Genomic DNA, 19578 nt, shown 5'->3' with positions numbered 1-19578 from the left:
CAAAGCGGCCGGGATTTGCCCGATCCTGCTCAAGACAACCTGCCTTGCGGCGTCCGGGAACGTTACGATCGCGCCCCGGCCAATCAGGGAATGGCAGGCTGCGTCTCGACGAGCGGCATCCAGCCGGCCTCGCTACGCTGGAATAGCGGGCAGCCGTAGACGGCGCGAACCGGAAGCGCCGCGACCAGGGCCTGCCAGCGATTGGTCTGCTTCATCGCGACGACCATGCCGGCGATGTCGACGCCAATCTTCTGCAGCAGCCGCACAGCGGCGATCGCCGTCGTTCCGGTCGAGATCGCATCATCGACCAGCACGACCCGGCGTCCCTCGAGCAGCGGCAGCAGGTTCGGGTCCAGCCGCAGCCTCTTGCCGGCCTCGGGGCTTGTGATCGAAGTGACGGGCTCGGACAGCGCGTCGTCGTACCAGAACTTGCGCGAATAGCCGAGCGGGACATAGCGCGGCTGTCCGAACCGTTCGGCGACCAGCGACGCGAAGGCAAGACCGAGGGTCGGCAGTCCGACGATGATCTCGGCGTCGAATGCGCGCGCCTGTGTCGCCATGTGGTCGGCGAGCGTCGCGACAACGAGGTGCGAGGCCTGGTTGGCGATGAGCGAGGCGACCGCGTGATCGCCATCGGGTAGTCGGCGCAACGGCAGGACCAGGATGCGGCCGCAGGGCAGGGTGACAGGGTAGCCGAAGCGATAGGGTGCCGCTGCCGAGAAGCGCGCAGGGACGTCCGGCGTCAATTCCTGCCAATAGCCGGTTGTCGTCTCGGTATAAGCTTCGCCCGCGGTCATGCCGGCATCGGCCGCCTAGCCGCTGAGGATGCGCCGGCAGGCGTCGACGAAGACCTGCGCGCCGGTGACGATATCGGCATCGGCGGTATTCTCGGTCCAGTGATGGCTGATGCCGCCGATCGACGGCACGAACAGCATGCCGGCCGGCATGACAGTCGCGAGCATCTGCGCATCGTGGCCGGCGCCGCTGGGCATGCGGATGGAGCGTCCGTCGGCAAGAGCCTTGCTCGCAGCTTCGATCGCGTCCTGGAAGCCGGCGTTCATCATCGCGGGCGCGCCGGTGCGAATCTTCTCCACGGTGACGGTGCAGGGGCCCTTCGCATTGGCTTCATCCGCGATGGTCCGCAGCAGCTCCTCCAGCCGTGCGATGACGGCGGGATTGTCATCGCGGATCTGAAACAGCATTTCGGCGCCGCCCGGAATGATGCTCGGCGCGCCCGGCTCGAGCGTGATGCGGCCGGTGGTCCACACCGTGCGCGGACCGCATGCGGTCGGAAAACGTTCGTCGATCGCGACGCAGAACTTCGCCAGCGCGAGACCGGCATCCTTGCGCACGGCCATCCGCGTGGTGCCGGCGTGGTTCTGCTCGCCGCTGAAATTGATCCGGTATTGCCAGATGCCGACGATCGAGGTCACGACACCAACCGCAAGATGGCTGCTCTCGAGTGTGTCGCCTTGCTCGATATGCGCCTCCAGATACCCGACGTGCCGGCCCGGCTCGACGGCGACACGTGCTCGCCCCGAGAGCCCCATCGCGGCGAGGGCATCACGCATGGCGCGACCGCCGGTGCGATCGCGCGCGGCGTCGATTTCAGCCTCAGACACTTGCCCCACATAGGAGCGCGAGCCGAGGAAGCTACCAAAATGTCCTTCCTCGTCGCACCAGGCGGCGACTTCGACAGCGCCCTTCACCGAGGGATCGGTATTGAGTACGCGGGCAGCTTCGAGCGCATAGATGACGCCGAGCGGGCCATCAAGCCAGCCGGCGTAGTTCTGGCTCTCCAGATGCGAGCCTGCCAGCAGCTTCGGCCCGGGCTTCGTGCTCGTCCCGAACACATTGCCGATGCCGTCGATCGCAGCCGAGAGGCCTGCGCCGGGCAGCTTCTGAACCAGCCAGTCCAGCGATTGCCTGTGCGGCTCGGAGAAGGTCGGCTTGTGCACGCCGGTCTTGTAGGCGCCGATGGCGCGCAGCGCATTGAGGTCGGCGAGGACGCGCTCGCCATTGGCGTGGGATTGAGTGTCAGGCATGTTCGGCAACCTTCAGCGCCTCGGTGCGGATCTCCTCGACCAGCCGCTCCTTGAGCTGGACGAATTCGGGCGTCGTCTTGATCTTGTACGAGCGTGGATGCGGCAGGTCCACGGTAATCTCGGCCTTGATGCGGCCGGGACGGGCGCTCATGACGATGACGCGGCTGCCGAGGAAGATCGCCTCCTCGATGTCGTGGGTCACGAACAGCACGGTCTTCTGATCGCGCTCCCAGATCCCGAGCAGCATTTCCTGCATCAGGGCGCGGGTCTGATTGTCGAGTGCGCCGAAGGGCTCGTCGAGCAGCAGGATTTTTGGATCATTGGCGAGCGCACGCGCGATCGCCGTGCGCTGCTGCATGCCGCCGGAGAGCTGCTTGGGCCAGTGGTTCTCGAAGCCGGACAGCCCGACCTGACGGATGAAGGCATCCGCGATCTTGTTCCGCTCCGCTTCGGACACGCCGCGTTCGCGCAGGCCGAAAGCGATGTTCTCGCGCACGGTCAGCCAGGGGAACAGCGTGTAGGACTGGAACACCATGCCGCGATCGGCGCCCGGACCGGTCACCTCGCGCCCGTCGAGCGTGACGCGTCCGCCGGTCGGGCGGTCAAGGCCCGCGACGATGCGCAGCAGCGTGGACTTGCCGCAGCCGGACGGGCCGAGGATGGTGACGAAGTCGTTGTTACCGATGGTGAGGTCTGTTGGCTCCAGCGCCCGGGTCGGCGCGTTGCCGTGGCGTGCGGGGAAGGTGCGCGAGACCTGTTCGACCTTGAGGATCGTCATGCGAGCCTCCACGGGAACAGCCAGGCGTTGAACGCCTTGAACAGGAAGTCGGAGACGAGCCCGATCAGCCCGATCACGATGATGCCGAAGATGATCTGGCCGGTGTTGAGCAGGGCCTGGCTGTCGGTGATCATGTGGCCGATGCCGGAGGACGAGCCGATTAGCTCGGCGACGATGACATAGGTCCAGGCCCAGCCCAGCACCAACCGCAGGATCTCCGCAATCTCGGGCGCGGAGGAGGGCAGCAGCACGCGACGGATGATGCCGCGGTCCCTGGCGCCCAGCGTATAGGCCGCTTCGACCAGATCGCGCCGCGTGGCGCCGACGGTCACCGCGACCATCAGGATGACCTGGAACACCGAGCCGATGAAGATGACGAGCAGCTTCTGCAGCTCACCGATGCCGGCCCACAGGATCAACAGTGGAATGAAGGCGGAGGCGGGCAGGTAGCGCGCGAAGGAGACGAACGGTTCGAGGAACGCTTCGATCGGCTTGTAGGCGCCCATCAGCACACCAAGCGGCACCGCGATGATCGCCGCGAGCGCGAAGCCCCCGACGACGCGCCAGATCGTCATACCGATGTCGTAGACGAAACCCTGCTTGGCCAAGAGGTCGTAACCTTCCTGCACCATGGTCAGCGGGTTGGCGAGGAAGGTCTTCGACACATGGCCGCCGAAGGTCGCCCACGACCAGAGGGCAACGAACAGCACGAAGAACGCAAGGCCATAGGCCATGCGCTGCCTTGAAGTCACGGGATCCAGGGGACGCATCAACTATCTATCCGGGTGGTCGATCAGGCCCGGCCCCGCCTCGCGGCGGGACCGGCAGCTTGTCGGAGCTTACTTGATGAAGCTGGCGTCGTAGAGGTCTTCGACCTTCGGCGCGGACTTGATGATGCCGATCTCGAGCAGGAGCTCGGCGGCGTCCTTGTTGAAGGTCAGGAAGTCGCCGGCGAAGAACTTCTGGTTCGCGGCCTTGTCCTGCCAGCGCAGGTACTTTGCCGAGTTGCCGAACTGTTCGCCGGTCTGCTTCACGTCCGCGCCCATGATCTCATAGGCCTTGGCCTGGTCCTTGGTGATCATGTCGAGCGCCTCGAAATAGCTGTTGGCGAGGGCCTGCGCGGCCTTCGGATTCTCGCTCAGGAATTTCGGCGTGCAGCCGAAGGTGTCCATCACGATCGGGTAGTCCAGCGTGGTCGCGATGATCTTGCCCTTGTCCGGTGCGGCGCGCACGGTCGACAGATACGGCTCATAGGTCATCGCGGCGTCGTTCTGGCCGGAGACGAAGGCTTGTGCGGCCGCGGCGGGCTCGAGGTTCACGATGGTCACGTCCTTCGTGGTGAGGCCGTTCTTCTTGAGCATCCAGGCCAGCGCGAAATAGGGCGACGTGCCCGGCGCGGACGCCGCGACCGTCTTGCCCTTCAGATCCTTGATTGCGGCGACGTCGTTGCGCACGGCCATGCCGTCGGCGCCGTAGCTCTTGTCGAGCTGGAAGATCTGCTTGGTGGCGACGCCGTTGGCGTTCCAGGAGATCCAGGTCTCGACCGTGGTCGCTGCGCACTGGATGTCGCCGGAGGCAATCGCGAGGTGGCGGTCCTTCTGCGGGATCTTCTTGATCGTGACGTCGAGACCGTTCTTCTTGAAGATGCCGGCTTCCTTCGCCAGCGTCAGCGGTGCGAAGCCGGTCCATCCGGAGATGCCGACGCCGACCTTGACGTCGTCGGCGAGCACCGGAGTGGAGGCCGTAAGGGCAATGATTGTCGCAAATACTTTTGAATTACGCATGTTTGTCGTCCTCTTGCCGATCGATGGATTGACGTCCTGTTGATCTCTGTCGGTCTGTGGGAACCGTTGCCCGAAGCGTTGCACAAATTGTGCCGACATCGTTCTCTCAACCTCCCTTGAATCGGGCGACAAGGCGGTGAGAGTCACCGGGATAGAGCAGGCGCACTGCGGTGATGGTGCGCGCGCTGCGCCAGGTGTAGCGGTCGATCACGAGGCAGGGCGCGCCGACGGCAATGTCGAGCGCTTCCGCCGTGCGATCATCCGCAACGATGGCGCTGATCGTATGCTCGGCCTCTGTCCATGGGACATGGTGAAGCAGCCAGGAGCCGGGCGGCTCGCGCGAGAAATCGGCGGTCGCCGCATGCGGCACGGAGGCGAGATCGATCAGCCTGTCCTCGACCGCGAAGGGCACGTTGTCGGCGCTGTGCCGGCAGGTGATCGCGACCACCTTGCCCGCCTTCTTGACGCCGAGACGGTCGCGGTCGGCAGCGGTCGCCGCGCGCAGCTTGCGGCCGATCAGCTCGTAGCCGTACGCGCGCCCGAGCGCGGTGATCTCGGCGCGGATGTCGGCGATCTTGAGAACGGCGGATTGATGCTGCGGCCGTCGCACGAACGAGCCGGCGCGCCGCCGCCGTTCGATCAGGTCGGCCTGGGCGAGTTCCGACAGCGCCTTGTTGACGGTCATGCGCGAGCAGCCGTAGCGCGCGACCAGCTCGTGCTCGAACGGAATGCGATGCCCGGGCGGCCATTCGCCGGTCAGGATACGCTTCTCGATGTCGGCGCGGATGCGCTTGTAGAGCGTCGGCTGGTCGGCTGCGTCTGCGGTGAGGCTCATGCGACGAGCCTCCGCACCGCGGCGTTGAAGCGCTCGCGCGCGGCCTGACGCAGCTTGTGCCGACCGCCTTCGACCACTTTGTTGCCGCCCGCCCAGACGCAATCGATCGCGCTGCCGCCCGCGGCAAAGATCCAGCCATCGATGACAGCGTCATGCATACGCCCCGCCAGCGACGGATGCGCGGCGTCGAGCGTGACGATGTCGGCACGCGCGCCGGGCGCGAGGCCGACCGTCGGCTGCGCCAGCGCCCGCGCGCCGCCGCCAAGCGCATCGTCGAACAGCGTGCGTCCGGTCGAGCGACCTGCGCCGCCGGAGAGGACGTTGCGCTGGCGATGCTTGAGCCGCTGGCCGTATTCGAGCTGGCGCAATTCGTCGGCGGCGCCGATCAGCACGTTGGAATCCGTGCCGACGCCGAAACGGCCGCCGGCGTCGAGAAACTCGCGCGCCGAAAAAATGCCATCGCCGAGGCTTGCTTCGGTGATCGGGCAAAGGCCGGCGACCGCGCCGGTCCTCGCGAGTGCCGTCACTTCCTCAGTCGTCATGTGGGTCGCATGAATGAGACACCAGCGTTGATCGACGGGAGCGTGTTCCAGCAGCCATTGCACTGGGCGCCGGCCCGACCAGGCCAGGCAATCCTCGACTTCCTTGACCTGCTCGGCGGCATGGATATGCACCGGCCCGCCCTCGGCGAACGGAATGATCGCGGTCAGTTCGTCCGGTGTCACCGCGCGCAGGCTGTGCGGCGCGATGCCGATATTGGCGTCCGGCAATGTTGCGATGGCCTTGCGCGAGGCAGTCATCAACGCGGCGAACTGATCGACCGAGCAGATGAAGCGGCGCTGTCCTGCATGGGGTGCAGCGCCTCCAAATGAGCCATGCGCATAAAAACTCGGCAGCAACGTGAGCGCAATGCCGGAGGCCTCGGCAGCCTGCGCGATCCGCGCGGCCATCTCAGCGACATCGGCATAGGGCGAACCGTCGCGGTCGTGGTGGAGGTAATGGAATTCGCCGACGCGGGTAAAACCCTGCTCCAGCATCTCGACATAAAGGAGCGTCGCAACGGCCGCGACATCGTCCGGCGTCATCGCCAGCGCAAAGCGATACATCGTCTCGCGCCAGGTCCAGAACGTGTCGGTGGAATCGCCGCGAAGTTCCGCGAGCCCGGCCATGCCGCGCTGGAAGGCGTGGCTGTGCAGGCTCGCAAGTCCCGGAAGCGCGATTTCGTGACGCTCGTCGCCGGTGGCCGGCGCCACGCCCGGCGTCACCGCCGCGATCGCGCCGGCGGTGACGACCACCTGCACGTCATTAGCCCAGCCCGAAGGCAGGAGCGCGGAAGCGAAATGCAGTCGGGACATGATGACACGCCGGCTGGACAGAACCGCCTTACGATTATATGTCTAGACATATAAGTCAAGCATCCCAGGGCGAATGGATACCCGCATGGCAGAGCGCTTCGACCGGATCTGGCACAATGCCCGGCTCGCCACGATGCGCGCCGACCGTCCCGATCTCGGCGAGATCGAGCATGGTGTCATCGCCGCACGCGGCGGCCGCATCGTTTATGCGGGCGCGGAGGCGGATTTTCCTGCTGATGCGGACGCGATCGATCGGATCGATTGCGAGGGGCGCTGGATCACTCCGGGTCTCGTCGACTGCCACACCCATCTCGTCTATGGCGGCAATCGCGCGCATGAATTCGAGCTGCGCCTGAAGGGGGCAAGCTACGAAGAGATCGCGCGCGCCGGCGGCGGCATCGTCTCGACGGTGGCGGCAACGCGCAAGGCGAGCGAAGCCGAGCTCGTTGCGAGTGCGCTGCCGCGGCTCGATGCGCTGATCGGCGAGGGCGCAACCACCGTCGAGATCAAGTCCGGCTACGGCCTCGATACCGAGACCGAGATGCGTCAGCTCGCGGCCGCGCGCAGCCTCGGCCGTCAGCGGCCGGTCGCGATCCGCACCTCCTTTCTCGGCGCGCATGCGTTGCCGGTGGAGGCCGACGGCGACAAGGACCGTTACATCGATCGCGTCTGCAAGGAGATGTTGCCCGCCGTCGCCAAGGCGGGCCTTGCCGATGCCGTCGATGCCTTCATGGAAGGGATCGCGTTCTCGGCTGAGCAGACCGCGCGGGTCTTCGAGGCCGCGAGAGGGCTCGGCCTGCCGGTCAAGCTCCATGCTGATCAGCTGTCGAATCTCGGCGGTGCCGCGCTTGCCGCAAAATTCTCTGCACTGTCGGCCGATCACCTCGAGCACACGGATGAAGCCGGCGTCACCGCCATGGCGAAGGCCGGCACGGTGGCCGTGCTGCTGCCCGGCGCGTTCTACTTCATCCGCGAGACGCAGAAGCCGCCGATCGAGGCGTTCCGCAAGCATGGCGTTCCCATGGCGCTCGCGACCGACTGCAATCCCGGCAGCTCGCCGCTGACCTCGCTCCTGCTCGCGATGAACATGGGGGCGACACTGTTCCGGATGAATGTGGCCGAGTGCCTTGCCGGCGTCACCCGTGAAGGCGCGCGGGCGCTTGGTGTGCTGGCCGAGACCGGTACGCTGGAAGCCGGGAAATGGTGCGATCTCGCGATCTGGGACATCGAGCGGCCTGCCGAGCTCGTCTACCGCATCGGCTTCAATCCGCTGCATCGGCGGGTGTGGAGGGCACAGTGACGGAGCAGGGTACAGCGATCGTCGTCAAGCCGGGAACAGTGAGCCTCGACGATCTCGGGCGCGTGCTCGAAGGCGCCCCTGTCGTCCTCGATCCGTCATTCTGGCCGCGCGTCGAGGCGGCTGCGCAGATCGTTGCGCAGGCCGCGCAGGCCGACGTCCCCGTCTATGGCATCAACACCGGCTTCGGGAAGCTCGCATCGAAGCGCATTCCGCCCGATCAGACCACGCTGCTCCAACGCAACCTCATCGTCTCGCATTGCTGCGGCGTCGGCCCGGCGACGCCCGAGCCGATCGTGCGGCTGATGATGGCGCTGAAGATCGTCTCGCTCGGGCGCGGCGCCTCCGGTGTTCGGCGCGACGTGATCGAGCAGTTGCAGGGGATGTTGGCGCGGGGCGTCTATCCGATGGTGCCGCAGCAGGGCTCGGTCGGCGCCTCCGGCGATCTCGCGCCGCTCGCGCATATGACGGCGGTGATGATCGGCGAGGGGCAGGCGATCGTTGGCGGGGAAACTGTGTCCGGCAGCGAGGCGCTCACTGCGGCCGGTCTCGCGCCGCTGACCCTCGGGCCCAAGGAAGGCCTCGCGCTGATCAACGGCACGCAGTTCTCGACCGCCTACGCCATATCGGGCGTGCTGCGTGCATTTCGCCTCGCCCGTGCCGCGCTCGTGACCGGCGCGCTGTCGGTCGATGCGGCGATGGCGTCGACGGCGCCGTTCCGTCCCGAAATCCAGGCGCTACGTGGCCATGCCGGCCAGATCGCCGCGGCCGCGACACTGACCGCGTTGCTCGACGGCAGCGATATCCGGCTGTCGCATCTCGAAGGCGACGAGCGGGTGCAGGATCCTTATTGCCTGCGCTGTCAGCCGCAAGTCGCAGGCGCCGCGCTGGACCTGATCACGCAGGCCGCGCGCACGTTGATCGTCGAGGCCAATGCCGTCACCGACAATCCGCTGGTGCTGGTCGAGACCGGCGAGATCGTCTCCGGCGGCAATTTCCACGCCGAGCCGGTCGCCTTCGCCGCCGACGCAATCGCGCTGTCGCTGTCGGAGATCGGCGCAATCAGCGAGCGGCGCATCGCGACGCTGGTCGATCCCGCGCTGAATTTCGGCCTGCCGCCGTTCCTCACCCCCGATCCCGGCATCAATTCCGGCTTCATGATCGCCGAGGTGACGGCAGCCGCGCTCTATGCCGAGAACAAGCAGCGCGCGCTCGCTTGCTCGATCGACTCGACGCCGACCAGCGCTAATCAGGAAGACCACGTCTCGATGGCCGCGCATGCGGCGCGGCGCCTCTCCGACATGGCGGACAATCTCGCCGCCATTTTGGGCATCGAGCTGCTGGTCGCAGCACAGGGCATCACGTTGCGTGCGCCGCATGCGACCAGTGTGCCGCTGATCGCCGTCATCGCGACCCTCCGCGAGCAGGTGCCTGCGCTCGGTGCCGACCGCTACATGGCCGGCGATCTCGCCAAGGCCGCCGCGCTGATCGAAGCCGATGCATTGCCAGCAGTAGCGCTCGCTGCGCTTCCAACCGATCCGTTTCCGCGACTTGATTAAGAGGTCCACATGAACCGCCGACTGGACAATGACCGCACCATCCGTGCTCCCCGCGGCAGCGAGATCAGCGCCAAGAGCTGGCTGACGGAAGCGCCCTTGCGCATGCTGATGAACAATCTCGATCCTGATGTGGCGGAGCGCCCGAGCGAGCTCGTCGTCTATGGCGGCATCGGCCGCGCCGCGCGCGACTGGGAGAGCTTTGACCGGATCACGGCGGCCTTGCGCAAGCTCGAAGGCGACCAGACGCTGCTGGTGCAGTCCGGCAAGCCTGTCGGAGTCTTCCGCACTCACTCCGATGCGCCGCGCGTTCTGATCGCAAACTCCAACATCGTGCCGCACTGGGCGACGCTCGACCATTTCAACGAGCTCGATCGCCAGGGCCTGATGATGTACGGCCAGATGACGGCGGGCTCCTGGATCTATATCGGCAGCCAGGGCATCGTGCAGGGTACCTACGAGACCTTCGTCGAAGTCGGCCGTCGCCATTATGGCGGCAGCCTTGCCGGCAAATGGATTCTGACGGCCGGTCTCGGCGGCATGGGCGGGGCGCAGCCGCTGGCCGCGACTATGGCCGGCGCGTCGATGCTCGCGGTCGAATGCCAGCCGAGCCGCATCGAGATGCGTCTGCGCACCGGCTATCTCGATCGGCAGGCCGCAACGCTCGACGAAGCGCTTGCGATCATGGCGGACGCCGCAAAGACGAAGAAGGCGGTCTCGGTCGGCCTGCTCGGCAATGCCGCCGAGATTTTCCCGGAGCTGGTGCGCCGCGGCGTCAAGCCCGACATCGTCACGGACCAGACCAGCGCGCATGATCCGATCAACGGCTATTTGCCGAAAGGCTGGACGCTGGCCGATTGGGAGGCCAAGCGCGCCTCCGATCCGAAGGCAGTGGAGCGCGCCTCGAAGACGTCGATGGTCGAGCATGTCCAGGCCATGCTGGATTTCCATGCGCAGGGCATTCCGACGCTCGACTACGGCAACAACATCCGCCAGATGGCGCAGGACATGGGCCTGAAGAACGCGTTCGATTTCCCCGGCTTCGTTCCCGCCTATATCCGTCCGCTGTTCTGCCGCGGCGTCGGGCCGTTCCGCTGGGCCGCGCTGTCGGGCGATCCCGAGGACATCTTCAGGACCGACGCCAAGGTCAAGGAGCTGATGCCCGACGACAAGCATCTGCACAACTGGCTCGACATGGCCAAGGAGCGCATCAAGTTCCAGGGCCTGCCGGCGCGGATCTGCTGGGTCGGCCTCGGCGATCGTCATCGCCTCGGCCTTGCGTTCAACGAGATGGTGGCGCGCGGCGAATTGAAGGCGCCGATCGTGATAGGCCGCGATCATCTCGACAGCGGCTCGGTGGCCAGCCCCAACCGCGAGACCGAGGCGATGAAGGACGGGTCGGATGCGGTGTCCGACTGGCCGCTGCTCAACGCGCTGCTCAATTGCGCCAGCGGCGCGACCTGGGTCTCGCTGCACCATGGCGGCGGTGTCGGCATCGGCTATTCGCAGCACGCCGGCATGGTGATCGTTGCCGACGGCACGCCGGAAGCGGCGAGGCGCATCGAACGCGTGCTCTGGAACGATCCTGCCAGCGGCGTCATGCGTCATGCCGACGCGGGTTACGACATCGCGATCGACTGCGCCCGTGACAAGGGGCTCGATCTGCCGAGCCTTTCGAAGTAGCCGCGCCTCAGGCCACGACCTTGGCCGCGCCCGCAAGGCGCTGGGTTTCCTGGGCCAGGTACTCGCCGATCACATGGCCCGGCATGGGCTTTGCGAAATAATAGCCCTGGATGAAGTCGCATCCCAGCCGCCGCAGGGTGTCGAGCTGGGCGCGCGTCTCGACGCCCTCGACGACGCAGGCGATCTCCATGTCGTCGCACAGGCCCGTGAGCGACTTGATGATCTTGTGACTCACCGGATTGTCGTTGATGTCGGCGACGAAGCTGCGGTCGATCTTGATCTTGTCGAGCGGCAGACGGTGCACGTGGCTCAGCGAGGAGTAGCCGGTGCCGAAATCGTCCAGCGAAATGCCGCAGCCCATCGCCTTCAATGCCGCGATCGACTGCTGCGCGCGCACGAAATCGAAGGTGACGGCGGTCTCGGTGATCTCGAAATCGATCCGGTGCGGCGGCAGCCCGCTCTTCTCGACGATCGAGATCAGCGGCAGGATGCCCTCGGCCGCGCAGACGTCGTGAGCGGAGAGGTTAAACGACAGGCGGATGTGGTCGGGCCAGGTCTTGGCCGTCGCAAGCGCGCGAACCAGCAGCGCCTGCGTCAGTGGCCGGATCAGGCCGATGCGCTCGGCGGCCGGGATGAAGTCGGCCGGCGACACGAGGCCGAGGCGGGAGCTGTGCCAGCGCGCCAGAACCTCGAAGCCGGTGGTGTGCTCGCTCATGGCGTCCACGATCGGCTGGAACACCAGGTCCATCTCGGTGCTGAAATCCGCGGTGCGCAGCAGGTTCTCGATCACGCCGCGGCTGCGGATCTCGGCCTCGAGCTCGCTCGAGAAGATCACGGTGCGGCCGCGCAGATGGCGCTTGGCGTGATAGAGCGAATAGTCGGCGCATTCATAGAGCGCTTCGGCCGTCGTTGCCGATTGCGGGAACAGCGCAAAGCCGATCGAGCAGGACAGCCCCGTATGGGCGGTGTCGAGCTGGTAGGGAAGCTTCACCTGGTCGCCGATGCGCTGGCCGAGTCGGAGCAGATCCGCATCATCGGGGTCGCCGCACACGACGAGACCGAACTCGTCGCCGCCGAGCCGGGCGAATTCGACCCGCTGCGGACCAAAACCCTCGCAGACCTCGCGGATGCGCCGGCCGGCTTCGATCAGCACGCGGTCGCCGACCGAGTGACCGTAATTGTCGTTGATCGGCTTGAAGCCGTCGAGATCGATGATGCCGACCGCGACGCGAACGTTCCTGCGCTCGGCATCCGTGAAGGCGCTCGACAGCTCGGCGAAGAAGCGGCGGCGGTTCGGCAGCTCGGTGAGGGAATCGAGATTGGCGAGGCGGAAATTCTCGTCCGACAGAGCTTGCGTCGCCGCCTGTTGTGCGAGCAGCGATTTGCGGCTGGCGACGAGATCGGCGAAGTCGCGATAGTAGATGAACAGCACCGTCACCATTGCGCCGGAGACGAGCAGGTTGTTGACCGCAATCGCCTTCAGCGTCGGCTCGCCGGTGGCCCAGAAGAACAGCACATAGGGGACGTCGACGACCAGCGTCACGATCAGCGCCGCGGAGCGCAGATGCATCAGCGAGAAGATGCAGCCGATCACGGTCACCGCCATGTAGAAGGCGACCTGGCTCTTGGCGAATGGATCGCCGTAGGGGAAGAGCGCGAAGGACCAGGCGGTGAAGCCGGCACCGATCGGCAGCGTCATCCAGTTGGTTGCGCGCAGATTGCGCAGGATGTCGGCATCGCTGCGCACGAGGTGACGCTGGCGCAGCCACCAGAAGGTGCGCAGCGCCGCCAGCACGGTGAGCACGCTCGGCACGATCATCGTCAGCCAGTCCGGCGCCACGTTCACGTAGGTGTAGGCGACGGCGATCGTGTTGCTCATGAGGATGAAGTAGAGCAGCGGGATCTGCTTGGAGAAGGCGTCGAACTGCGCGCGCGTCAGGTCCGGGTTGTCGGCCGGCACGCGAAACAGCCGCGTCGCGGCGACGAAACGAGACTTCAAATTGGCGACAGGCATTGCAATACGCGCCCCGGATCCCTTCAAAAAACGGGGGCGATCTTGCACGGCAGGGGTAAAGGGCGCGTTAGACGGGTTCCATACGGAAAAGCTGGCGCAGGTTGCACGCGGCTGCATCAATTCCAGCCGCGTGCATTGGTGAGGCCGCATTAACGATATGAGGCGGGGACGCGAGCCCTATCACTGCGAAGTAGCGCCGCAGCTACACTCTGCTAACCATGTGCGCCGGCACAACGTGTTGGCGCACCTCTCCCTCGTCGGGGAGAGGCTGGCACCATCTGACGGGCGCTATTTCTTCTCCAGCGCCGCGGTCTGCTTGGCGAGTTGCTTGTCGAACTCCTGCGACAGGCCGGTCGCATAGGTGGCGAGCTCGCCCGGCTTGACGAACGGGTTCGGTGCACCGTCCTTCATCTCCGCGCGCTTGGCCTGCATGCCATAGACCTCCGGATGCGGCCCGAGCAGCACGTCGATCTTCATCGCCTTCACCTTGGCGTAGGTTGCGCGATAGTCGTCGACGATGCCGGGATAGGTTGGTTGGCCGATCAGGCGGTTCAGCGCCACCGTGCCGCTGCAGAAGAACAGTACCTCGCGGTCCTCCTTGCCGTCCTTGACGGTCATCTCCCAGCTCGTACAGCCGGGCGAATGGCCGGGCGTGGCATGCGCGGTCAGCGTGGTGTCGCCGAGCGTAACCTTGTCGCCTTCCTTGACGGTGCGGTCGACCTTCACGGCGGGGAAGGCGAGGTCCTCGTTCTTCTCGTCGCCCGGATAGTAGCCGCCTTCGAGCAGCGGCTTGTCGCGCTCGCCGGCGATGAGCTGTGCGCCGGTCTCTTTCTTGATCTCGGCGAAGCCGCCGGTGTGGTCGAGATGCGCGTGCGAGTTGAGGATGATCTTGATGTCGGCGACCTTGAAGCCGAGCTTGGCGATGTTGTCCTTGATCATGCCGGTCGACTGCGGCATCGCCGTATCCATCAGGATCAGGCCCTGCGAGGTCTTGATGACGTAGACGGCAATGCCGTCGGTGCCGACATAGTAGATGTTGCCGATGAGCTGGAACGGCTCGAACGGCGCCGTCCATTTCTTCATGGCTATTGCCAGGAAATCCTTGATGGTCTGCGCTTGCGCGCCAGTCGAGAACAGGGCCAGTGCACACAGCGCGGCCGCGAGCCTTCTCATAGTTTGCCTCCCACAGTGTTCTTGTCGTTTTGGTCGGGCGGGGACGTCGTGGCCCGGGCGTGCGCAAGTTACGTCGTGGCTGGCGTCGAGGGCAACGCCTTGTGTCCGCAAAAATTCGTGGGCCTTGCGGGAATATCGGCGGGTTTGGTGAAAGCGGAGCGGGAGCCTATCGCCCGATCGTCACGCCGGCGGTCGAGCGCATGGCGTCCTTAAGGCTCCTCGCGTTCATGTCGTCGAGGACCTCTCGCGTCAGCACGGTGGTCTGGCCGGGCGTGTTGAGGATGGTCTCGCCACGCGAGGACGAGAGCCGGTCAGCTTTGTAACGCGCTGCGGCATCGGCGGCGGGTGCCGTTGCCGGCACGTGGCGCGGTCGCTTGGTGGACGCTGCAAAAGCTGCTTGCGAGAAGCAGAGAGCGGCGATGACGATCAATCGCAACGATGTCGTGCGCATGCGATCTCCCGTGTCCGGGGCTTCAGCCTAGCATATGGCGAGCAGTCTTCGCAGAGAAAAGGATCAGGCGAGAGCGGCCCGGCGTTCCCGCATGGGTTCACGGCCCCGGTCCGGAACTCGCGGCTCGGCGAGGCGGGTGAAGCTGCGATGGCCCGCCTGCGCGGGCGCCTCGACGATGACGCCCTCGCACACGATCTGGCCGCCGAGCATCCTGAATTCCAGCTTGTCGTAGCGCGGCATGGTCTCGCCGGGCGCGGGCGGCAGCAGCTCGATGCTCCCCTGGATGTTCAGCGTGGCATCGCCGGTGCCGTGAAGCCGCGGATTCCACATTCTGATGCCGGTCTCGGCCCAGCGCTGTCGGATCAGGGCGGCGCGATCGGCCGGTTCCGCGGGCTTGGCGCGAACCTTCGGTGTGCTGCGGACCTCGGGGGCGGGAGGCGCAAGGACCGTCTCCGGCGCAATGTCCGTGACGACGTCGGAGGTGTCGACCGAACAGTCCTCGGAGCTGATTGCAGCGACGACGGGCGCCGGATCGTCCGCGGGGACTGGCTCGATCTCGACCGCGACGCTGGAGGACAGCGCGCTGTCGATGCGGCTGTTATCGACATCCTCCGCTGTGACTTCGCTGTCGGCAATGGCGACACAAGACTCGTCTGCGACGGAGGGCTCAACCTCCGCAGGGATGACAGAGGCGTGATCCTCGTTGACGACGAGATCGGGGGCGTCAACCGGCGCTATTGCGACCTCAATAGACGAGATTGGCTCCTCCGCAACGACTGGCTCGATGCCGGCCGGAAGCTCGGGAGATGGATCGCTGCTGATCGTAATGGGCTCGGCGTCGACAGATGTGACCGCGGCACTGGGCGCAACATCGGCCGACTCTTCCGCCGGCGGATTGTTGTCGATGATGAGCTCAGGAATATCGGTCGGTTCGGGCGCGACGTCGACCGGCGAGATTGCAGCCTCCGCCACGACGACCGGCTCGGCTTCTGTCGGCGTCTCCCCGGATGAAGCCTCGGTGACGCTCACATCAGCCGGCGCAGTCGACGAGCTCTCCGCGTCGACAGTGATTTCGGTCTCATCCGCGGCGACCGCGATGGCTGCGTCGCTGGGCAATGGGTCGGCGACGATGCTGACGTTCGGAGCCGGCGCGGTTTCTGCGACGTCGACCGGCGAGATTGCAGCCTCCGCCACGACGACCGGCTCGGCTTCTGTCGGCGTCTCCACGGATGAGGCCTCGGTGACGCTCACATCAGCCGGCGCAGCCGACGGGCCCTCCGCATCGACAGTGATTTCGGTCTCATCCGCGGCGACCGCGATGCCTGCGTCGCCGGGCAGTGGATCGACGCTGGTGCTGATGCTCGGAGCCGGCGCCGTTTCTGCGGCATCGACGATGAGGGCCGGCGAGCTGTCCGCGGTGATCTGAGCGGCGTCGATGCTGGCCTCATGCGGCGAAGGCCGAAGCCGGGTCAACGCCCAATTCACCGCAGGAATGCGGCGCAGCAACGATATCAGTCTCGAAAGCACTGGGAGTTGTCCAAGAGGTACTCTGCGTGAGGCAATCGCTGATTCGTCAGCAATGTGAAAAACTGCCCCGGCCGTCACACCGATGTCAATGTAGGTGGGACCAATTGCAGAACATGCGCGCGTCGCCGGTGAGCCTCTCGATTCGAATCCGCGGCGTGACGAGGCTGCATTGCCGAGACAACCTGTGCGTGGAGGGGGCGTTCCAAACTCGGGCGTGGCGCGTCGCAGCAATGTGAGTTGCGCCGAATGTCGGGGTTCCCCGTGGTGCTCTCTCAAGGTAGCTTGGAACTCCCGGGCATCTGCTGTAGGGACGAGATGAGAAGAATAGTCGCCATCGGAGCGCTTCTGCTCTGGTCCACCACCGCGTTCGCGCAGGATCGCACCATCACCGTGGCCTCGACGACGTCGACGGAGCAATCGGGATTGTTCGGCCATCTGCTGCCGCTGTTCTCGAAGGCCGAGGGCATCAACGTAAAGGTCGTTGCCGTCGGCACCGGCCAGGCGCTCGACATCGGGCGGCGAGGTGACGCCGATGTGGTGTTCGTCCATGACAGGCCCGCCGAAGACAAGTTCATGTCGGAAGGGCAGGGCGTGAAGCGCTTCGACGTGATGTACAACGACTTCGTCATCATCGGCCCGAAGAGCGATCCGGCGCAGATCGCCGGCAGCAAGGACGTCACCGATGCGCTGCGCAAGATCGCGGCGGCAAAGGCGGCGTTCATCTCGCGCGGCGACAAGTCCGGCACGCACGCGGCTGAGCTGAGATTGTGGAAGGAGGCGGGCGTCGACCTCAGTGCCGGCAAGGACAGCTGGTACCGCGAGATCGGTCAGGGCATGGGTCCCGCGCTGAACATGGCCTCGTCCTCGAACGCCTATCTGCTGTCGGATCGTGGCACCTGGCTGTCGTTTGGGAATCGCGGCGAGCTCACTGTTCTCACTGAGGGCGACAAGCGGCTCTTCAACCAGTATGGCGTCATGCTGGTCAATCCGGCCAAGCATCCGAACGTGAAGGCGCAGGATGGGCAGGCCTTCATCGACTGGCTGGTGTCCCCGAAGGGACAGCAGGCGATTGCCGGCTACAAAGTCGGCGGCGAGCAGCTATTTTTCCCCAACGCGGCCAACTAGCAAAAAGGCGACGGTCGACACCGCCACGCTGAGCGCGAGCAGGATCAGCCCGAGCCCCAGCGCCAGCGGCAGATCGCCCTTGCTGGTCTCCAGCGCGATCGCGGTCGTCATGGTCCGCGTGAAGCCGCGGATATTGCCGCCGACGATGATGATGGCGCCGACCTCGGCGATAGCGCGCCCGAAGGCGGCAAGAAAGGCCGTCAGCAGCGAGGTCCGTCCCAGCGCGAGCAGGAGCGCCATGCTGCGGAAGGCGGATAGCCCGTCGATGCGCGCCAGATCGCCATACTCCGCCCAGAGCAGGCTCGCCGGCCGGTGCACCAGCGCCACCACGATCGGCGTCGCGAGCAGCGTCTGCGCGATCACCATGGCGGTGGGCGTGAACAGCAGCCCCGCCGCCCCGAGCGGGCCGGACCGCGACAGCAAGAGATAGAGCGCGAGCCCGACCACGACCGGCGGGAGGCCGAGCAACGCATTGGTCAGCACGATGATGACTTGCCGTCCGCGGAAACGGGTGATCGCGAGCAAGGCGCCAAACGGTGCGCCGATCAGCAGCGCGACGAGGCTGGCGGTCAGGCTGACGCGGACCGACAATGCGACGATGCCGAGCAGCTCGGCGTCGGCATCGCCGATCAGCGCGAAGGCGGCGACGATGGATCGCGCGAAATCGTTCATTCGCGCTTGAACTTCGATGTTCGGACGCATGCCTCCGGGGCGTCGACGTCAAGGCGGCAAAGGCGCGTCACGGACTGGTCCCTGCAAATGCCATTGTGTTCAAGCGGCGGCCGCCGCATTCGCTGAATTAGAACAACTCGCGCAGCACCTCAATCAGCCGGCCACATTGCTCCTCCGTTCCGACCGTGATGCGCAGGAAGTCCTCGATGCGCGGCTTCTTGAAATGCCGGACCAGCACGCCGCGCTGGCGGAGTGCGGCCGCGAGATCGGCACCGCTCCGGCTGCGATGACGCGCGAACACGAAGTTCGCAAGCGAGGGCAATACCTCGAAGCCGAGTTGCCCGAGATCGCGCGTCAGCACGTCGCGGCTCTTGATGATACGAGCGCGGGCTTCGAGAAACCATGCCTCGTCCTCGATCGCGGCGACGGCGCCGGCGATGGCGAGGCAGTCCACGGGATAGGAGTTGAAGCTGTCCTTGACCCGCTCCAGCGCCTCGATCAGCGGCCGCTGGCCGATGGCAAAGCCGACCCTGAGGCCTGCGAGCGCGCGCGATTTCGAGAAGGTCTGGATGACGAGCAGATTGTCGTGGCGCGCGACCAGCGGCACGGCGCTCTCGGCGCCGAAATCGACATAGGCCTCGTCCACTACCACCAGCCGGTCCGGATCTTCCGCGAGCAGTGCGGCGATCGCCGCGCGCGGAAGGGCGATGCCGGTGGGCGCGTTGGGATTGCAGAGCAGGATGGCGCTCGACGGCCGCCTGTAGTCGGCGGTCTCGATCCTCATCGCGGCATCGAGCGGCACTTCCTCATGCGCAATCCCATAGAGGCCGCAATAGACCGGGTAGAAGCTGTAGGTGACATCAGGAAACAGAAGCGGCATATCGTGCTTCAGGAGCGCCTGGAAGGTGTGGGCCAGAACCTCGTCGGAGCCGTTGCCGACGAAGACCTGCTCGGGTGCAACATCGCAATAGGTCGCGATCGCCTCGCGCAGGCGCGTGGCGTGCGGGTCGGGATAGAGGCGCAGCCGCTCCGCCGCCGACGCGATCGCCGCCAGCACGCGCGGCGAGGGCGGATAGGGATTCTCGTTGGTGTTGAGCTTGACGATGCCATCCTGCTTCGGCTGCTCGCCCGGCACGTAGGGCGAAAGCGTGTGGACGACAGGACTCCAGAAGCGGCTCATGATCTCCAATCCGGGTTGACCGGGCACAGTAGGGTAAGCGGGGCCTTGACGGAAGGGCGCTTGCCTTCGGCATCCTCGGCAGATCCGCGCGAACCTCATGGCC

The 19578-nt window shown here is 65.8% G+C and carries 17 protein-coding genes; 4 read left to right on the top strand and 13 right to left on the bottom strand.

Annotated features, from left to right (window positions below; translation table 11 throughout):
- Nucleotides 1-83: 83 nt before the first annotated feature.
- From XH79_RS38225 to XH79_RS38195, 7 genes are all read right to left on the bottom strand, one after another.
- A complete protein-coding gene (locus tag XH79_RS38225; RefSeq protein WP_271585029.1) occupies nt 84-797 on the bottom strand; it encodes a phosphoribosyltransferase in 714 nt (237 codons plus the stop codon).
- A 15-nt stretch (nt 798-812) separates the two neighbouring features.
- Nucleotides 813-2045: a Zn-dependent hydrolase gene (locus XH79_RS38220; RefSeq protein WP_271585028.1), complete on the bottom strand. Its 1233-nt coding sequence runs from the start codon at nt 2043-2045 to the stop codon at nt 813-815.
- A complete protein-coding gene (locus XH79_RS38215; protein WP_212337965.1) occupies nt 2038-2823 on the bottom strand; it encodes an ABC transporter ATP-binding protein in 786 nt (261 codons plus the stop codon). The genes XH79_RS38220 and XH79_RS38215 overlap by 8 nt, the downstream gene beginning before the upstream one ends.
- Nucleotides 2820-3593 (bottom strand): ABC transporter permease, encoded by a 774-nt coding sequence (locus XH79_RS38210; RefSeq protein WP_271585187.1) that lies wholly within the window; start codon nt 3591-3593, stop codon nt 2820-2822. The genes XH79_RS38215 and XH79_RS38210 overlap by 4 nt, the downstream gene beginning before the upstream one ends.
- Before the next feature lie 69 nt (nt 3594-3662).
- Nucleotides 3663-4607 (bottom strand): ABC transporter substrate-binding protein, encoded by a 945-nt coding sequence (locus XH79_RS38205; protein WP_271585027.1) that lies wholly within the window; start codon nt 4605-4607, stop codon nt 3663-3665.
- A 106-nt stretch (nt 4608-4713) separates the two neighbouring features.
- Complete coding sequence (gene hutC, locus XH79_RS38200; protein ID WP_212337969.1) at nt 4714-5442, bottom strand: histidine utilization repressor; 729 nt, start codon at nt 5440-5442, stop codon at nt 4714-4716.
- The gene (locus tag XH79_RS38195) at nt 5439-6797 is read right to left on the bottom strand and encodes a formimidoylglutamate deiminase (RefSeq protein ID WP_271585026.1); all 1359 of its coding nucleotides are present in this window, start codon (nt 6795-6797) and stop codon (nt 5439-5441) included. The genes hutC and XH79_RS38195 overlap by 4 nt, the downstream gene beginning before the upstream one ends.
- An 85-nt stretch (nt 6798-6882) precedes the next feature.
- On the opposite strand from XH79_RS38195, the gene hutI reads away from it, so the two are divergent.
- From hutI to hutU, 3 genes are read left to right on the top strand one after another with little or no spacing between them, the layout of a single operon-like run.
- The gene (gene hutI, locus XH79_RS38190; protein WP_271585025.1) at nt 6883-8097 is read left to right on the top strand and encodes an imidazolonepropionase; all 1215 of its coding nucleotides are present in this window, start codon (nt 6883-6885) and stop codon (nt 8095-8097) included.
- The gene (gene hutH, locus XH79_RS38185) at nt 8094-9653 is read left to right on the top strand and encodes a histidine ammonia-lyase (protein WP_271585024.1); all 1560 of its coding nucleotides are present in this window, start codon (nt 8094-8096) and stop codon (nt 9651-9653) included. Before hutI ends, hutH begins: the two co-directional genes overlap by 4 nt.
- A gap of 9 nt (nt 9654-9662) precedes the next feature.
- Nucleotides 9663-11333: a urocanate hydratase gene (gene hutU / locus XH79_RS38180; RefSeq protein ID WP_212337975.1), complete on the top strand. Its 1671-nt coding sequence runs from the start codon at nt 9663-9665 to the stop codon at nt 11331-11333.
- Between the two features lie 7 nt (nt 11334-11340).
- Here the strand turns inward: hutU and XH79_RS38175 are convergent, their stop codons facing one another.
- The 4 genes from XH79_RS38175 to XH79_RS38160 form a co-directional block, all read right to left on the bottom strand.
- On the bottom strand, nt 11341-13347 hold the full coding sequence (locus tag XH79_RS38175; RefSeq protein WP_271585023.1) for a putative bifunctional diguanylate cyclase/phosphodiesterase: 2007 nt from the start codon (nt 13345-13347) through the stop codon (nt 11341-11343).
- 288 nt (nt 13348-13635) lie between these two features.
- Nucleotides 13636-14520 (bottom strand): BJP family subclass B3 metallo-beta-lactamase, encoded by an 885-nt coding sequence (gene blaBJP / locus XH79_RS38170; RefSeq protein ID WP_271585022.1) that lies wholly within the window; start codon nt 14518-14520, stop codon nt 13636-13638.
- Between the two features lie 166 nt (nt 14521-14686).
- Nucleotides 14687-14971 carry a TonB-dependent receptor plug domain-containing protein gene (locus tag XH79_RS38165; protein ID WP_271585021.1) on the bottom strand — a complete coding sequence of 95 codons (285 nt, stop codon included), beginning with the start codon at nt 14969-14971 and terminating at the stop codon, nt 14687-14689.
- Nucleotides 14972-15034: 63 nt separating this feature from the next.
- On the bottom strand, nt 15035-16576 hold the full coding sequence (locus XH79_RS38160; RefSeq protein WP_271585020.1) for a hypothetical protein: 1542 nt from the start codon (nt 16574-16576) through the stop codon (nt 15035-15037).
- Nucleotides 16577-16813: 237 nt separating this feature from the next.
- Between XH79_RS38160 and XH79_RS38155 the strand changes: the two genes are divergently transcribed.
- On the top strand, nt 16814-17623 hold the full coding sequence (locus XH79_RS38155) for an extracellular solute-binding protein (protein ID WP_271585019.1): 810 nt from the start codon (nt 16814-16816) through the stop codon (nt 17621-17623).
- Here the strand turns inward: XH79_RS38155 and XH79_RS38150 are convergent.
- Entirely contained in the window at nt 17597-18295 is a 699-nt protein-coding gene (locus tag XH79_RS38150) for an ABC transporter permease (RefSeq protein ID WP_212337982.1), read from the bottom strand. The genes XH79_RS38155 and XH79_RS38150 overlap by 27 nt on opposite strands.
- Before the next feature lie 127 nt (nt 18296-18422).
- Nucleotides 18423-19475, bottom strand: coding sequence for a histidinol-phosphate transaminase (gene hisC, locus XH79_RS38145; RefSeq protein WP_271585018.1), 1053 nt, complete (start codon nt 19473-19475; stop codon nt 18423-18425).
- Nucleotides 19476-19578 lie beyond the last annotated feature (103 nt).

This window comes from Bradyrhizobium sp. CCBAU 45389 (assembly GCF_028128625.1).
In the GTDB taxonomy this organism is placed as follows: Bacteria; Pseudomonadota; Alphaproteobacteria; order Rhizobiales; family Xanthobacteraceae; genus Bradyrhizobium; species Bradyrhizobium liaoningense_B.
This window is presented reverse-complemented; position numbering and strand designations above follow the sequence as displayed.

Coding starts and splice junctions, on each gene's coding strand:
- XH79_RS38150 (WP_212337982.1), bottom strand. CDS start 18,295: ATGAACGATTTCGCGCGATCCATCGTCGCCGCCTTCGCGCTGATCGGC.
- XH79_RS38210 (WP_271585187.1), bottom strand. CDS start 3,593: ATGCGTCCCCTGGATCCCGTGACTTCAAGGCAGCGCATGGCCTATGGC.
- hisC (WP_271585018.1), bottom strand. CDS start 19,475: ATGAGCCGCTTCTGGAGTCCTGTCGTCCACACGCTTTCGCCCTACGTG.
- XH79_RS38165 (WP_271585021.1), bottom strand. CDS start 14,971: ATGCGCACGACATCGTTGCGATTGATCGTCATCGCCGCTCTCTGCTTC.
- XH79_RS38195 (WP_271585026.1), bottom strand. CDS start 6,797: ATGTCCCGACTGCATTTCGCTTCCGCGCTCCTGCCTTCGGGCTGGGCT.
- XH79_RS38215 (WP_212337965.1), bottom strand. CDS start 2,823: ATGACGATCCTCAAGGTCGAACAGGTCTCGCGCACCTTCCCCGCACGC.
- XH79_RS38175 (WP_271585023.1), bottom strand. CDS start 13,347: ATGCCTGTCGCCAATTTGAAGTCTCGTTTCGTCGCCGCGACGCGGCTG.
- blaBJP (WP_271585022.1), bottom strand. CDS start 14,520: ATGAGAAGGCTCGCGGCCGCGCTGTGTGCACTGGCCCTGTTCTCGACT.
- hutC (WP_212337969.1), bottom strand. CDS start 5,442: ATGAGCCTCACCGCAGACGCAGCCGACCAGCCGACGCTCTACAAGCGC.
- hutI (WP_271585025.1), top strand. CDS start 6,883: ATGGCAGAGCGCTTCGACCGGATCTGGCACAATGCCCGGCTCGCCACG.
- hutU (WP_212337975.1), top strand. CDS start 9,663: ATGAACCGCCGACTGGACAATGACCGCACCATCCGTGCTCCCCGCGGC.
- XH79_RS38220 (WP_271585028.1), bottom strand. CDS start 2,045: ATGCCTGACACTCAATCCCACGCCAATGGCGAGCGCGTCCTCGCCGAC.
- XH79_RS38225 (WP_271585029.1), bottom strand. CDS start 797: ATGACCGCGGGCGAAGCTTATACCGAGACGACAACCGGCTATTGGCAG.
- XH79_RS38205 (WP_271585027.1), bottom strand. CDS start 4,607: ATGCGTAATTCAAAAGTATTTGCGACAATCATTGCCCTTACGGCCTCC.
- XH79_RS38155 (WP_271585019.1), top strand. CDS start 16,814: ATGAGAAGAATAGTCGCCATCGGAGCGCTTCTGCTCTGGTCCACCACC.